The sequence below is a fragment of the Peptoniphilus rachelemmaiella genome, from assembly GCF_943169845.1.
GTDB lineage: Bacteria > Bacillota > Clostridia > Tissierellales > Peptoniphilaceae > Aedoeadaptatus > Aedoeadaptatus rachelemmaiella.
On sequence record NZ_CALPBW010000016.1, the window covers coordinates 1 to 14,721 of the forward strand.

18 protein-coding genes and 1 rRNA gene are annotated in these 14,721 nt (G+C 51.5%); 15 read left to right on the plus strand and 4 right to left on the minus strand.

Features of this window, described 5'->3' with window-relative positions; translation table 11 throughout:
* Window positions 1–12 precede the first annotated feature (12 nt).
* Window positions 13–129 (plus strand): 5S ribosomal RNA (gene rrf, locus KO087_RS07330).
* Between the two features lie 385 nt (window positions 130–514).
* Here the strand turns inward: rrf and KO087_RS07335 are convergent.
* From KO087_RS07335 to KO087_RS07345, 3 genes are read right to left on the minus strand one after another with little or no spacing between them, the layout of a single operon-like run.
* A complete protein-coding gene (locus KO087_RS07335) occupies window positions 515–1,000 on the minus strand; it encodes a hypothetical protein (RefSeq protein ID WP_215508626.1) in 486 nt (161 codons plus the stop codon).
* On the minus strand, window positions 987–1,208 hold the full coding sequence (locus tag KO087_RS07340) for a helix-turn-helix domain-containing protein (protein ID WP_215508627.1): 222 nt from the start codon (window positions 1,206–1,208) through the stop codon (window positions 987–989). The genes KO087_RS07335 and KO087_RS07340 overlap by 14 nt, the downstream gene beginning before the upstream one ends.
* An 8-nt stretch (window positions 1,209–1,216) precedes the next feature.
* Window positions 1,217–1,699: a DUF2975 domain-containing protein gene (locus tag KO087_RS07345; RefSeq protein WP_215508628.1), complete on the minus strand. Its 483-nt coding sequence runs from the start codon at window positions 1,697–1,699 to the stop codon at window positions 1,217–1,219.
* A gap of 244 nt (window positions 1,700–1,943) precedes the next feature.
* Here KO087_RS07345 and KO087_RS07350 point away from each other — a divergent pair, with 244 nt between their 5' ends.
* The 3 genes from KO087_RS07350 to KO087_RS07360 all read left to right on the plus strand — a co-directional run bounded on the left by KO087_RS07350 (window position 1,944) and on the right by KO087_RS07360 (window position 3,263).
* Entirely contained in the window at window positions 1,944–2,156 is a 213-nt protein-coding gene (locus tag KO087_RS07350; RefSeq protein ID WP_215508629.1) for a hypothetical protein, read from the plus strand.
* 119 nt (window positions 2,157–2,275) lie between these two features.
* Window positions 2,276–2,695, plus strand: coding sequence for a flavodoxin domain-containing protein (locus tag KO087_RS07355; RefSeq protein ID WP_215508630.1), 420 nt, complete (start codon window positions 2,276–2,278; stop codon window positions 2,693–2,695).
* Entirely contained in the window at window positions 2,685–3,263 is a 579-nt protein-coding gene (locus KO087_RS07360; protein WP_215508631.1) for a DUF3793 family protein, read from the plus strand. The genes KO087_RS07355 and KO087_RS07360 overlap by 11 nt, the downstream gene beginning before the upstream one ends.
* A 107-nt stretch (window positions 3,264–3,370) precedes the next feature.
* On the opposite strand, the gene KO087_RS07365 is transcribed toward KO087_RS07360, so the two are convergent.
* Window positions 3,371–4,285 (minus strand): LysR family transcriptional regulator, encoded by a 915-nt coding sequence (locus KO087_RS07365; protein WP_215508632.1) that lies wholly within the window; start codon window positions 4,283–4,285, stop codon window positions 3,371–3,373.
* A gap of 233 nt (window positions 4,286–4,518) precedes the next feature.
* On the opposite strand from KO087_RS07365, the gene KO087_RS07370 reads away from it, so the two are divergent.
* The 11 genes from KO087_RS07370 (at window position 4,519) to KO087_RS07420 (ending at window position 14,697) form a co-directional block, all read left to right on the plus strand.
* Window positions 4,519–5,826: a GntP family permease gene (locus KO087_RS07370; protein WP_215508633.1), complete on the plus strand. Its 1,308-nt coding sequence runs from the start codon at window positions 4,519–4,521 to the stop codon at window positions 5,824–5,826.
* A gap of 27 nt (window positions 5,827–5,853) precedes the next feature.
* Complete coding sequence (locus KO087_RS07375; protein ID WP_215508634.1) at window positions 5,854–7,413, plus strand: acyl CoA:acetate/3-ketoacid CoA transferase; 1,560 nt, start codon at window positions 5,854–5,856, stop codon at window positions 7,411–7,413.
* Between the two features lie 10 nt (window positions 7,414–7,423).
* Entirely contained in the window at window positions 7,424–7,879 is a 456-nt protein-coding gene (locus KO087_RS07380) for a MaoC/PaaZ C-terminal domain-containing protein (RefSeq protein ID WP_108832057.1), read from the plus strand.
* Window positions 7,880–8,042: 163 nt separating this feature from the next.
* Window positions 8,043–8,930 carry an ABC transporter ATP-binding protein gene (locus tag KO087_RS07385; RefSeq protein ID WP_215508635.1) on the plus strand — a complete coding sequence of 296 codons (888 nt, stop codon included), beginning with the start codon at window positions 8,043–8,045 and terminating at the stop codon, window positions 8,928–8,930.
* Window positions 8,899–9,651 carry an ABC transporter permease subunit gene (locus KO087_RS07390; RefSeq protein ID WP_215508636.1) on the plus strand — a complete coding sequence of 251 codons (753 nt, stop codon included), beginning with the start codon at window positions 8,899–8,901 and terminating at the stop codon, window positions 9,649–9,651. The genes KO087_RS07385 and KO087_RS07390 overlap by 32 nt, the downstream gene beginning before the upstream one ends.
* Window positions 9,652–9,680: 29 nt before the next feature.
* Window positions 9,681–10,058, plus strand: a complete 378-nt coding sequence (locus KO087_RS07395) for a GntR family transcriptional regulator (protein ID WP_215508637.1) — start codon at window positions 9,681–9,683, stop codon at window positions 10,056–10,058.
* Window positions 10,045–10,740: an ABC transporter ATP-binding protein gene (locus KO087_RS07400; RefSeq protein ID WP_215508638.1), complete on the plus strand. Its 696-nt coding sequence runs from the start codon at window positions 10,045–10,047 to the stop codon at window positions 10,738–10,740. The genes KO087_RS07395 and KO087_RS07400 overlap by 14 nt, the downstream gene beginning before the upstream one ends.
* The gene (locus tag KO087_RS07405; RefSeq protein ID WP_215508639.1) at window positions 10,733–11,500 is read left to right on the plus strand and encodes a hypothetical protein; all 768 of its coding nucleotides are present in this window, start codon (window positions 10,733–10,735) and stop codon (window positions 11,498–11,500) included. Before KO087_RS07400 ends, KO087_RS07405 begins: the two co-directional genes overlap by 8 nt.
* A 95-nt stretch (window positions 11,501–11,595) precedes the next feature.
* Window positions 11,596–11,970: an SdpI family protein gene (locus tag KO087_RS07410; RefSeq protein WP_215508640.1), complete on the plus strand. Its 375-nt coding sequence runs from the start codon at window positions 11,596–11,598 to the stop codon at window positions 11,968–11,970.
* 73 nt (window positions 11,971–12,043) lie between these two features.
* On the plus strand, window positions 12,044–12,802 hold the full coding sequence (locus tag KO087_RS07415; RefSeq protein ID WP_215508641.1) for an S-layer homology domain-containing protein: 759 nt from the start codon (window positions 12,044–12,046) through the stop codon (window positions 12,800–12,802).
* 158 nt (window positions 12,803–12,960) lie between these two features.
* On the plus strand, window positions 12,961–14,697 hold the full coding sequence (locus KO087_RS07420) for an S-layer homology domain-containing protein (RefSeq protein ID WP_215508642.1): 1,737 nt from the start codon (window positions 12,961–12,963) through the stop codon (window positions 14,695–14,697).
* The last annotated feature ends 24 nt before the right edge of the window (window positions 14,698–14,721 follow it).

Consider the following 14,721-nt stretch of genomic DNA (forward strand, 5'->3'; position numbering starts at 1 on the left):
GCACTTGGTTCGTCCGGTGACGATAGCAAGAGGGACACACCTGTACCCATGCCGAACACAGAAGTTAAGCCTCTTAACGCCGATGGTACTTGGTTGGTAACGACCTGGGAGAGTAGGAAATTGCCGGTCACACAAAAAACGCACGCTGATCTTAGGACGGCGTGTGTTTTTTTGTACTTAAATATAGAAATAGTGGCAACACACGACAGAAGAGGCAAGCCTCTGGCCGTAGATGGCAACCGGGCGACGCGCTTCGCACGTCCCGCCGGGCCATCCTGACATAGGACCTACCATCCATTTTTCGTCCCTTCGGTCCGCAAAATGGGGTTAGGTCTCTAAACGCCGATGGTACTTGGTTGGTAACGACCTGGGAGAGTAGGAAATTGCCGGTCACACAAAAAACGCACGCTGATCTTAGGACGGCGTGTGTTTTTTTGTGCGTGTAAAAGAAAAAGAGGGCTACCGTTTTAAGTGCGGTAGCCCTCTTTTCAGGTACACTGACGAGGGATCTCTTTTAAGTGTCGTAGACCAGATACATAATAAGCAGATTCTCTTCATCCACCACCAAGGCCTCGTAGTTGGACAGATAATCCCCCGCCCCGCCCGGGGAGCGATCCACGAAGTAGTAGCGGCATTGAGGCCAAGACAGGGCAGGCGCTTTAATTCCCGGTTGCACCTGTTTCGCCCATTTCAACGCCGAGTCCACATCCCTTCCGACCTCGCTCTCTGCGGAAAAAGCTTTTGCCTTTTTCAAATCCTGATTCAGCTGCGCCATGTCCTCGCCATTTAATTTGTAAACCGAATAGCTCACGCCGTCGCCGAGAAAATCCGGCGGCTTTTTTACAGCATCCACGCAGACGGCCCGCCTCGTGACGTGGGTACCAAAAGCAGCGTTTATGGCCTTGAGCGTCCGGGGCGTGGCGTCGGAAAAGATAAAGATCGCCGCGAGGCCCACAAGAAAGAGGGCGCCTATAATTTTAAGTCCTTTAGTCCGCGTCATGTTCATCGTCTCCTTCGTAGCGCAAAATATCTCCCGGCTGGCAATCCAGGGCCCGGCAAATGGCGGCGAGGGTAGAAAAGCGAATGGCCTTGGCCTTTCCCGTCTTTAAAATGGAGAGATTGGGCAAGCTCACATTCACCGCCTGAGATAATTCCGTGAGGGTCATTTTTCGTTTGGCGAGCATTAAATCTAAATCCACACAAATCATGGCACACCTCAAATGGTCAGGTCGTTTTCTTCCCGCAGATGGCGGCCTTCGTCTACCGCATCGGCCAAGAGGAAGAAAAAGAGGGACGCCGCCGCGAGGAGGGCAGCCAAAAGGAAAAAGAGCAGAAAGAGGGCGGCGAGCTGCAGGTTCACGGCCAAGTAAATGGCGAGAAGCAAAAAGCTCAGGCAGGCGCCTAAAAAGCACAGGCCCACCCGCTCCAGGCCGCGAACCATGGCCGGCGTAAAGAGGCGACCCTTGGCGTACAAATAGGTGGTGTAAAGGCCGAAGGCAAGCCCCGCGAGAAGAAAGGCGCCACTTGCGCCCCAAAAGGCGAGGCACGCCGGAATCAGGGGAACGAAAATGGTAAATGTGTTGTCTTTAAGAACCCATGCCTTTCCTAAAATGGATCCGATGAGAGCGAAGAAGCCACTCGTCGATAGCATGGCCGCCGCTAAAGTCGCGGCGATAAATGTGGTTTGTAATCGTTTCATGTCAACCTCCTGCTTTCAGTATACCCGAAACTTATCGATAATCAATAAATATTTATCGAAAAAAGCAAAGAAACGTGAACGAATTCGCCGGCACAGGCTAAAGAGTCGCAGGGAGGGAATCGAAGAAGGGATGAGAAAAGAAGGGAACCCATCGGCAGGTTGGGGAAATAGCCACATCCGAAAAGAATAAGGAGAAGATGGGAAAATCGGGAGGCAAAGACCACGGGATCGCAGACAAGGTAGGGTGATTAAAAGCGAAAACCAAATATCCGGCAAGATAAAAACCATGGGTCCACAGGCACAAAGGACGATTAAAAAGAAAAGCGGAAAAAAAGTCGATAAAGCCAAAAGAAATCCGAGCGAAAAATGGCGGAATCAAGCCGAAAAAGAGACCATTGAAAATAAATCTCAAAAAGTTTCAAAAAACCCTTGCAAAAGTTCCGAGGTACCGCTATAATAATCAATGTAAACGATATGAATTATCAAATCATTTCTTTGCGGTACATATCAGGTGATTCTGTCGTTTATGCCAATGCGTGCAGCGTGAACGTGCCGCAAGGTAGAAAGGAGGGAATTATGGTACCTGTCATTTATTGGTCGGGGACCGGCAACACAGAAGCCATGGCGAAGGCAGTCGTCAAGGGCTTAGAAGCCGCCGGTCAAGAAGCTTCTTTAATTGAAGCTGCCGACGCAACAGAGGCCATCGTAAAGGATGCGGAACGAATTGCATTCGGATGTCCGGCTATGGGTGCAGAAGAGCTGGAAGAAACGACAATGCGTCCTTTAATGGATGATGTAAATCCTCTGTTGAAAGGAAAATATGTGCTACTGTTTGGCTCCTACGATTGGGCGGACGGCGAATGGATGGAAACTTGGGAGGACGAAGTTCGAGGACTCGGCCCCGCTTACGTCGCCACCGTCATTTGTAAAGGAGAGCCGGATGCAGACGGCTTGAAGGAGTGCGAAGACAGTGCTCGCGCATTATGTGAAGCGTAAGCTCAATGACTCCACGGTTCGTTACCTAAACAAATGCGATACATGCAACGATCGCGACTATTTGGAAGCAATCTTAAAAGCCTATACGGCGCCCACGGTTTTCTGCGGAAAAACCGGAACTCTGGTTAACTTAGTCAATCCTTCAAGAGATCTTAGCCGGTGTTGGGCCCAGGACGAAAGTATCAAGCGTGCCATACCCCTTGCGTACGCGGAACTGAAAAACCCCAAAGGCAGTTTGCTTCTCTACTTCTATGATCGAAAACGACTTGAACACAGACTAACAGACAAACGATGCCGAGCTTTCTTAAAGAATCGCGGCTATGATTACGCCAATGCGGACGAAGCCATTGCGGAATTAAAAACACGGTTTTTAATTGGCTGTCCCGACGAAATCGGCATCTTTCTCGGTTACCCCGTCTCCGACGTGGAAGCCTTTAGCCAAAGGCGACGCCATCGATTCGTCGGTTACTGGAAATGCTATGAAAACATCTTGTTATCGAAAGTGCGCTTTTTCTTATTTGACTTAGCGAAATATTTTGTCATGAATAAAGCGATGCAAGAATACTAAAATAATGACACCTTCCTATATTCTGAATGAAAGCGGACGCTGAGGCGTCCGTTTTTTCATGGAAAATCCCCATGGTTTGACCATGGGGATTTGTATTTGGCGAAAGCTCACTCGAGGGCCCGGGGCAAGATGTCCAGCAAGTAGCGGCGCACGGCGCTAATGGCGTCGTTGCTGTGGGCAGCAGAATTTTCGCAGAACACCACGCGCCAATCCACGGAATCTTGAATAGGGATCATGAGGAGATTGTTCACCATTTCTTTCGTAAAGAAGTCCCGCACGATCTCAGGCATCAGGCTTATGTAGTCCGTGCCGATCAGGGTGGTGACCTGAAAGTCCCATACGGATCCAGCCAAGGCCACGCGCGGCTCCGACCCACGGGCGCGAAGGGCGTTTTGTATTAAGGAATAGGTGGCGTAGCGATTGCCCGGGATGGAGAGGGGGTATTGGGCGATGTCTTCCCATTGCAAAATCGTTTTTGCAGCAAGGGGATGGTCCTTTGAAAGAATGGCAGCAAATTTTCGGTGATCGATTCGCGTCGTGCGAATGCCGACGCTGTCGAAGTCGTTGGGCTCGGTCATGAGGGCCATGTCGACGCTTAGGTTTAACATCCCTTCTTTAATGGCCTCCTGATCGTATTCGTGAAAGATAAATTCGACCTTCGGAAATTGTGCCTGCAACGAAAAGAGTATGGAAGCCATGTAGGTCCGCAAGAGAAAGGGCGGCGCGGCAATGGATACGGAATGGGTGTAGCGATTGCCGATGCGCTGCAGCTGATCCATGATTTTTTCGTGGCGGGCCAAAAGCAGCTTGCCCTCCTCGTACAAATACTTTCCTCCCGGCGTCAGGGCGGTGTAGCGGCCCTTGATTCGTTCGAAGAGGGAGAGCCCGCTTTCCCGCTCCATGGTTTTTACGGCGTTGCTTAAAGCCGGCTGGGAAATAAATAAATCCTGGGCGGCCTTGGTAATATTAAAATCGTGTTCGACGATGGCGATAAAATAGGCGATTCGTTGGAGATCGATCATGGCACCCTCCATAAATAAAATGCAAATTACATATAAGTTCAGATTATGAAAACCATTACATATTCGTCTTTTTCATAACAAGTGGCTCTTGATACACTGTTTATAGTTCATTATAAACAAAATTCAACGAGGGCGATAGGCATTCACTCTATTTTTTATGGTCATCCGCGGCAAAATCGCCGATTTGCCATATCGTCAGATTATGGAAAGGTAGGGATTATTCTATGGGAGCTATGGGCTTATTGATCGCTCTGGCCATACTGGTGGTCATGGTATTTAAAGGCTATCACGTGTTGCCGGTATCCTTGTTCGCATCGCTGGTTATTTTCTTGTTCAACCGTTTCGACATTTGGCCCGGTTTTATGGATGGTTACGCGCCGGCCATGACGGGATTTATCGCAAATTACTTAATTATGTTCCTCCTGGGATCCTTGGTCGGCGAGCTTTTATCGAAATCGGGGGCGGCGTCTTCCATTGCGGAAAAGTTCACCCAAATTTTCGGAGCCAAACACGCATTGCTGATCGTCGTCTTGTCGTCGGTGATTTTATCCTACGGCGGCGTATCGGTTTTCGTGATTATCTTCTCCATCTATCCCATTGCCCTGGTGCTTTTCCAAGAGGCAAACATTCCCAAGCGAGTGATTCCCGGGGCCATTATGCTGGGCGCCGGTTCCTTTACGATGACGACCCTGCCTGGTACACCAGCGCTCACGAATATTATTCCCACAAAGTATTTGGGCACCACCACCACGGCGGCGCCGATGCTGGGTGCGATTTGCGCCCTCATTATGTTTACGGTGGGCATGCTTATTTTCACGGCCTACATTAAAAAACTAAAGGCCAACGGCGAAGTATTCGCTCTGGGAGAAAAAGATAAAGCCATCGGCTTAAGCGACGTCAATATGGACGACCTGCCGCCCTTCGGCCTTTCCGTCATCCCCATCGTCGCCATCGTGGGCACAATTCTCGGGATTCGCTTCTCCGGCATCGAGATCGACTCCGTGTATTCCGTGGTCATCGCTCTTCTCTTGGGCTCGATTTTAACCTTCCTTCTGTTCAGAAAGCGCTTAACGGAACCGAAAGAAGCCCTGCGCACGGCCAGCGAAGGCTCCATCAGCGCCATTATGAACACCTCATCCATCGTAGGCTTCGGCGGCGCCATTCGATTGGTACCGGCCTTTCAACAATTCGTCGCCTTTGCCACGGGCCTGTCCTTCCACCCCTTGATTTCCGCGGCCCTTGCCGTAAATATTATCGCCGGAATTACCGGCTCCTCTTCCGCCGGAATCACGATCTTTATGGACAGTATGGCGCAAAACTTTTTAAGCATGGGCATCGAGCCCCAATTGCTCCACCGAATTGGCGCCATGGCCGCCGGGGTCTTGGACTCCCTGCCTCACGCAGGCCCCAACGTGACCTTCCTTATGGTGACGGGGTTGACCTTTAAAGAAGGCTACCCGGGCATCTTCTTTGCCACCTGCGTCGTGCCGTTGATCGGGCTGATCTGCGCCCTGATCCTGGCCTTTATGGGCGTTTGTTAATCCCCTTGTGAAAAGAAAGGACAGTTTATGAAACGAATCAATGCAAAGGAAGCGGCAGCCCTTATTAAGGACGGCGACGGCTTAATCGTCTCGGGCTTTTTGCTCCAAACCACCCCTTCTGAACTATTAACGGCCATCGGCGAGCGCTTCGAAGAAGAAGGCGCGCCGAAGAACATGACCGTGCTTCAGGCGGCGGGCATAGGCAACAACACCGACGAGGGCATTTACGAAATTTCCCATCCCGGCATGATCAAGCGCTACATTACCGGCCACTTCGCAAACAATCAGCGCCTCATCGACCAAGCCAATGCCAACGAAATCGAGGCCTACAACTTCCCTCAAGGCGTCGTTTCGAAAATGTATCGCAACATCGCCTCGGGCTTTCACGGAGAGCTCACGAAAGTGGGCCTGAAGACCTTCTGCGATCCCCGGGTGGAAGGGGCCAAAATCAACGATGCGGCGAAGCAAGATTTGGTGGAACTGGTCACCTTGGATAACGAAGAGTACCTTTACTACAAGGCGCCGCAAATCGACGTAGCCTTGATCCGCGGCACCACCGCCGACGAGCTGGGCAACATCACCTTCGAAGAAGAGGCCTCGGTGGTGGATGCGCGGGAAATCGCCATGGCGGCGAAAGCATCCGGCGGCAAGGTCATCGTGCAGGTGAAGTACATGGCCGATTCCCGCTCCATCAATCGCAACGACGTGATCATCCCCGGGATTTTTGTGGACTACGTGGTCCTCAGTGAAAAGCCGGAGACGAAGCATCGCCAGACGCCGGCGAATTTCTACGACCCCGCCATTGCCGGGCAATCTCGCGTAATTATGGAAGAAGCGGCGAGCTACCCCTTAAACGAGCGCAAGATCATCGCCCGTCGGGCGGCCATGGAATTGGCCCCGGGCGACGTGGTGAATCTGGGCATCGGCATTCCCGAGGTCGTGGGCATCGTTGCCAACGAAGAAGGCTTCGGACACGACATTACCCTCACCTTGGAAGACGGCATGATCGGCGGCATTCCCCTGGGCGGCGCCAATTTCGGCGCGGCGGTCAACGCCATGGTGGGCCTGCCCATGAATCAGCAATTCGATTTCTACAACGGCGGCGGCCTGGACTGCGCCTTCTTGGGCTTTGCGGAAGTCAACGCCGGGGGCGACATTAATGTGAGTCGCTTCGGCATGCGCATTGCCGGTGCCGGCGGATTTATCGACATTTCCCAATCGACCCAAGACATCTACTTCTGCGGCACCATGACCGCCGGCGGACTGAAAGAGCGGGTGGAAGACGGCAAGCTCATCATCGAGCAGGAAGGCAAGCGCAAAAAGTTTTTGAAAGAACTGGATCAGATCACATACAGCGCCGAGCACGGCTTGGAGATGGGCCAAAACGTCACCTTTATTACGGATCGCTGCGTCATGAAGCCCTCAAAAGACGGCCTGGTCATTACGGAAGTGGCGCCGGGGGTGGATATTCAAAAAGACATCATCGATCAAATGGAATTTGAACCCATCGTCGCCGACGATGTAAAGCCCATGGATCCGATTATTTTCAAAGACGCACCCATGGGCCTGAAGCCCGCCCGCAGATAAGGAGGAGAAAATGAATTACGAACCGAAAGGACTGTATTTAGAAGAGTTTGAAATAGGAAAAGTCTACGTCTCCCAAGGGCGGACCATTACCGAGGCCGACGTCGCCACCTTCGCCGGCGTCTCCGGCGACTTTAACGTCCTTCACACCAACGATGAATACGCCAAAAAAGGCCCCTTTAAAGAGCGGGTGGCCCACGGCATGTTGGGTGCGTCGATTATGACGGGCCTATCCAATATGATCGGCATTTTTGACGGCACCACCGTCGCCTTTTTGGAACTCACCATTCGCTACAAAAATCCCCTACGGATCGGCGACACCGTGCATCTGGAGCTGGAGCCGGTGGAAGTAAAGCGCTCGTCGAAACCGGGGCGGGGCGTCGTGAATTTCGAGGCCCGCCTGGTCAATCAAGACGGCCTTTTGATTACGGAATCCCCCTGGGCGATTATGATGAAGGCAAAAGCATAGGAATTATTTGGTCACAGGAGATGTCGGCGCGTGCCGGCATCTTTTTTTGTGCGCGAAAATTCGTCGGTCGAAGAAAAATTTCAAAAAAAGAGTTGACACTGTATTAAGACGGCGATACAATATGACTGTATTAAGGAAGTAGCACAAGTGAGAGGAGGGAAAGATGAGCCTAATGGATGTGACGTCCTTAACCAAGGACTATGGAAATGGAAGGGGACTTTTCGACTTCTCGATGCAATTAAATGCGGGTGACATTGTCGGCCTTATCGGCGTAAACGGCGCCGGTAAAACGACTTTATTGAACATATTGGCCGGCCTCACGCACGCCGATTCCGGAAAAATAGGCTACGAAGGCGAAGAGGTCGCCATAGATTCGTTGCATCGGAAAAAGTTCGGCATCTCCGTTGATCCAAACTTTTATGAATACATGACAGCGTATGAAAACTTGGAATCCATTCTGTACCTAAACGGAATAACGGATGTAGAAAGAATAAATACTGAAATCAAGGGCGTGCTAAACACGGTTGGCTTGGAAGGGGTGGAGAAAAAGAAGATTAAGGAATTTTCTTTCGGAATGAAGCAGAGGCTCGGATTTGCACAAGCCTTGCTTAACGCCCAAACCGTCATGCTTTTAGACGAGCCTTTTGTGGGATTGGATATTCACGGCCGTGGGATGGTAAAAAGCCTCATTCAGGAGATGGCAGAGAAGCAGAAAATGGCGGTGATTTTTTCGGACCACAACTTAGACGAAGTGAAGTCTTTATGCAATCGTCTCATTGTGATTAGAGACGGAGTTAAGCACTATGATGGTGACATTCATATTCAAAGCGCCGTCATGTTGAATGTTGACGACACGGATAAAATCGATAGTCGTTACGCAAGAAAATTAGATCGGCATAGGCTGGTGATCACAGAGGAAAACATGAACGAGAAGCTACACTACATTAGCTCGATCGCTACCATATTGAGTGTTGAAAAGGTAATCAATCCATTGGAAAAGTTGCTGGAGGAGGGGAATGATGAAGACGCTTGTACGGTTCGAGCTATTTAAGCAGTTAAGGCGAAAAGAGAATCTGCTGGTGTTCTTCATGTTCCTATTGCCCTTGTTTTACGGGTTGGGCGTACACAATCATTCGTTGATTGTGACGTATAACAGCAAGGAGCTAATCAATGGGCTAACATTTGCCGACAATATGTACACCTTGGTTTATATGGTCTTCGTTATATTTCTCATTCTCGCCATCAACAGTGCGAATATATTAAAAGGAGAAATTGAAAACGGAAGTCTTTCTATGATGCTAGATCGCGTCAATAACAGGCGCAACATCTACCGGTCGAAGTTTTATGCTCAATCCATTTACTGGTGGGCCGTGACAGCGCTGTTCATAGTATTTTCGATTGGATGTTATTATTTGCTGGTGGCGAATCTTCCAATAGCCGACGGAAAACTGATCAGTGCGCATTATCTTTCTGATCTAATGACGATCGTTGCAACCGGTTCGTTGTATATACTGGCGATTAGCTTAGTACAAAGTCTCAGCATGTATGTTAAATCCCACGTTTCCATCGGCGTATTTATTGTTTTGTTTGTCGTTTTCGTGTATTTAAAATCATTCCCGGGGATACAATTGGGATCTCCCATGTATCACCTAGAGAAATTGATAGATAGCGGAAAGGGAATCGATTTTATTTGGTTTATGGCACTAAACTGGGGATTGGTCTTATTATTGAACACCATAGGCATAAGGAAATTTGAACGAAGTGATTTGTAGAAGAAGCAGCACAGATGAAAGGAGGGCCCATGGAATTTGACGGCAATCGACCGATTTATCTGCAGCTTTACGAAACTATTCGAAAGCAAATCGCCGCCGGGGAGCTGATTCCCGGAGAGAAATTGGAATCGGTGCGAAATTTGGCGAAGATTTACGGTGTGAATCCAAACACCGTGCAGCGGGCACTACAGGAACTGGAGCGGGAAGCGCTCATTGAAACGGATCGAACGCGGGGGAAATTTGTGACGGAAAATAAAGACACCATCGACACGTTGGGCAAGGACGCCTTTTTCGACGCCTGCGATCAATTGATCGGCGTGGCGGCGGATCTGTCCATGTCCCAGGAGACAGCGGTAAAATTACTGAACAAGCGTTGGGAGAAAGGAGGGTCTCATGAAGGCCGTTGAGTGCAAACAAATCGACATCGACTACCGGGGCAAATACGTCTTGGACAAACTGGAATTATCCTTGGAGCCGGGACACATCGTAGGGCTTATGGGGCCCAACGGCGCGGGGAAGACGACCCTTCTTCGCATTTTGGCCGGCCTGGAGATGAGCTACAAGGGCGAGGTGGAAATCTTCGGCGAAGCAATCGGCAAGATCACGAAAAACATGGTGAGCTACCAGCCGGATCACCTGCCTCTGCCCAAGGACTTAACCGCCGAGGCCTGCGTGGATCTCTACGGCCACTTCTTCGACGACTTCGACCGAGAGAAGGCCTTTTATATGCTGAAATCCTTCGACCTGGAGCCTTCCCGCCGCATACGGGAAATGAGCAAGGGCATGCAGGACAAGCTCCAAGTGGCGCTGACCCTTTCCAGGAAGGCGCGGCTCTACTTAATGGATGAGCCCATCGGCGGCGTGGATCCCCTGGCGCGGAAGAACGTCATCGATGGAATTTTAGACGGCTTCGACACGGAGGCGACCTTGATCATCTCCACCCACATGGTGGATGCCATTGAGCCCATTATCGACACGGCAGTGTTTTTAAAAGAGGGCAAGGTGCTTTTAAACGAAGATGTGGAGGCCCTGCGCGGCCGCTACGGCAAGGATTTGGAAGCGATTTTCAGGGAGGTGTACGATGTCTAAACTCATCAGCTATTATTTCAAGCGAGACAAATGGATTCTTCTCGCCATGGTGGCATTGAGCCTTCCCGGCGGTTTCCTCTTGGGGGGTTACACTGGAGAAGAGAGCACGGTCGGCGCCGTCGCCATCTTTGTCGGTTTCACGGCCTTTTTTATCGGCGTGAGCATCCTTCCTCTGTGGCTTTGTATCAGGGATTACAAGCGCATGTACGGCACCTACGGCAGTTTTTTCGCGGCCCTTCCCTTGACGGGAAAAGAGGCCATGGGCGGCCGGGGCTTGTGGTTTATCATCGTGGTAGTAGTGGCGTGTCTGTGTTCTTTAGCCTATTTCGGACCCATAGTCTTTCGTAGCGTAAGAGAGGAAATGGAAATATGTCGATTTTTTGCCGCCCTATTCGAACAACCGAACGTCAATTACTCGGCGGGCTTCGCCTTCATGGTAATCGCTGGCATGCTTTTAGCCGCGGCCGTCTGGGTCTTCGTCACGAGTGTGGGGAGCGAAAAGCCCTTCCGCCGCTTCGGCATCGGCGGGCCCATTATGCTCTATGTCGGCGTGCAAATAGCCATGAACGTTGTGGTCAGTACGGTAATGAATGTGATGGGAAGCCAAAGAGTATTTATAAATGAAGAACTCATGGTTCAAGAAGTCGCCGGGCTGTTCTTCAGAACATCTCTTGTGTTGAGCGGGCTTATGCTTATCGCCGCCGTGGTGCTCTTTTTGAGAAGCATCCACAGCCACGACAAGAAACTTTCCGTGTCATAAAAATGTAACGAGCGAGGCTTTCGGGCCTCGTTTTATTTTGCACCCATTGTTGATAAAATAGTTTTGTAAAACAGATTGGAGGGAAAGGAGGGCCTATGGGGTTTAAAGTCTTTATGGCTTTCGCCGTATTTTTAATTCCCGGAATCATGATCTTTTTTGGTCGCACCATGATGGATCATCCGCCGAAAACCATTAACGCAGCTTACGGCTATCGCACCACCATGTCCATGAAAAATCAGGACACCTGGGACTACGCCCAGGCCGCCTGCGCCAAAAGGTGGCGGAGATGGGGCAGGATCCTCGCCCTGATCACCCTCATCGTGTTGATTTTCGCCCTTCGCCGCCCGGCCTTTGCCGATGTGTTGGGCATCTATACCGCCTTTGAAACCGCCTACCTCTTGGCCTCCGTGGCCGCCACGGAAATGGATCTGCGCCGCACCTTCGACAAAGAGGGCCGGCGGAAGGCGTAGGGCGTGCTTGAACATTGTGCTTTTCTTTATCCTGTGTTAGGCTAAAACAAAGAAATAATGAATGGAGGATATGATGAAACGAATTTGTCGATTGTTGGCGGTCCTTTTTCTCGCCACGGGGCTGATTTTGCCTGCCCGCGGTGCCTTTGCCGCAAGTCGGGACGAAAAAATCGCCTACTTACAAAAAGCCGGCGTGGTGACCGGCTATCCCGACGGCACTTTGGGCCTGGATGCGCCCATTAAGCGGTCGGAAATCGCCACATTGCTCGTAAAAATCGACGGCAAACAAGCTGAAGCCGCCGAAAAAGCCGCAATTTTTAAAGACGTCCCCACAAGCCACTGGGCCAACGGCTTTATTCGCGTGGCGAGCCAAATGAAAAATCCCGGCGGCGTCAGCGCCATTATCGGCTACCCCGACGGTACCTTCCGCCCGGAAAAACACATTACCAATGCCGAAATGATGAAAATTCTCGTGGCAGGTTCCAAAGCCGACCTCACCCTCGCCGACGCAGCCAAGGCCGATTGGCCCGCAAGCTGGATCAATTGGGCGCGAGAGATGAACATCGTGGGCCCCGGTGCAGGCATCGGTGAATTGGATCCCAACAAATCCGCCACCCGAGGCGATGTCTTCGTCATGGTCTACAATGCCAAAGTGAAAGAGCAACCGCCCGCAGAAATGCCGAAGGCCAACGAAGAAAAGCCCAAGGCCAATGAAGGGGAAGAAAAGCCCCTGAAGGATCAGGATCCCTTGAACGCCGCCAATCGCGGCAATGCCTTCCACATGATCTTTAACGGCACCTGGGCGAAAAATCTGCCCTTTCTGAAAAAATAAATCCATTGAAAGCCAATGCCTCTTTCGGGCCTTGGCTTTTTTCGTGGGAAGACGGTAAAGAGCCGCAAAAAAAGATTTGAAGATGAATTTACATAAATAAGAACATATTTCAATTAAAGATGGTATAATTCATTTATATAAATAAAAAGGAGGTAGTAATGAAAAGACAGATGAAGAGACAATGGACGGTGCTGCTTTTGTCCCTGGTTATGACCCTGGCTACGGGCTTCAGCGTATTCGGCGCAAGCTACCCGGATCTTGCCGGCCACTGGTCGGAAGGAACCATGATCAAAGCCGCGGATCTCGGGTGGATCAAAGGCTACGACGACGGCACCATGCGCCCGAATCAATCGGTGACCCGGGCGGAATACATCGCCATGGTTCACCGCATGGCGGGCCTGGAAAAAGTAGGCGCGAAAGCACAATCGGCCTACGGTGATTTAAATCAGGCAGCTTGGGCCGATACGACGATCCGCCAAGCGGAAGAAGCGCAGCTCTTGGATTTGGTCTTTTTAGGACCGAACCTGCGCCCTAACGACCCCATTACCCGCGAAGAAGCGGCGGCCGTGCTCAATATGGGTACCATGCTCAAAAATATGGGCGCACGATCCGGTCTGACGAAAGAAAATGTAGAGACCATCCACAATTTTGCTGCCACGCTGACGGAAAGATACAACAGCGCCGACGCCCTGAGCTATAGAGACAAGGCGAATGTGACGCCGCGCTACGCCTGGGCCGTCGGCCAATTAACCGACGGCAAAATCATTACCGGCTACGAAGACAACGCCTTTAAGCCCCAAGGCAAGCTGACCCGCGCCGAAGCCATGGCGCTGATCCTGCGGGCCACGGGCCAAGTGCCGGCACCGGTGGAAAAACCGGAGCCCCAACCCACGCCTCAACCTGCGCCGCAACCGGCACCCCAACCGCAACCGGCAGCGGACCTTGTGGGCAAAGTGGTACAGGAAGACGGAAAATTCTACATCGTCAATGCAAAAACCGGCGCCCGCTTCAGTCGCAACGCCTTTAAAGACGGCTACGTTACCATCGGCGATCAAGCCTACCTGCTCGGCCCGGACGACGCCCTCACCTCGGGCTTTATCCGCAGAGACAACAAAACCTACTACATCGACCGTGAAAAAGGAAAAGTTCGCGGCTGGAAACAAGTGGGCGACGGACTCTACTACTTCTCCCCGGCCAACTACCGCATGTACAAAAACGGTATGTTCTCCACCGGCGAAGGGGTGTACTGGTTCGGCCAAGACGGCAAGCTCAAGATCGGCAAGCGCCCCGGCGGCCAACACGGACGCAAAGTTTACTGGGCAGGCCCCTCGGCGAAAGAACTGGAAAACGGCTGGCTCACCGGCCCCAATCAGGAACTTCGCTTCAGAGGACAGGAAATCGCTAACTACGCCGCCGCCTTCGAAGGCCAACCCTTCCGCTGGTACGGCTTTGAATTTGACAGCGGCAAAGGCGTCTACTGCGTCGGCCTCACCTACGCCGCCCACAAGGCCTTCGGCATCCACATCCCGGGCCCCAACGACACCAACATTAAACTGCACAGAGGCTACGAACTGCCCCGCGTGCAATACGAAGCCGCCTACAAATTCGGCGGCATGCGCTATCCGGCCAACTTTGCCAACGCATGGCCCGGCGACATTATCTTTAACTACAGCCCGAACTTCTATTTAGGCTACAACCACGTGGGCCTGTACATGGGCAAAAACAACGGACGGGATATCTACGTCCACGCCACGCTGAAAAACGGCATCTTTGTCGGCGACTGCAGGGAAATGAACCGCGAAATCGGCCGCCGCTTCAACAAAGAATTCGTCCGCTACAACACGGATAAAAACAAAGGCAACGGCCAAATCCCCGAAATCTTGCGCCGTCAATAGTTGTAAAGAAAGAAAAACCCGAGG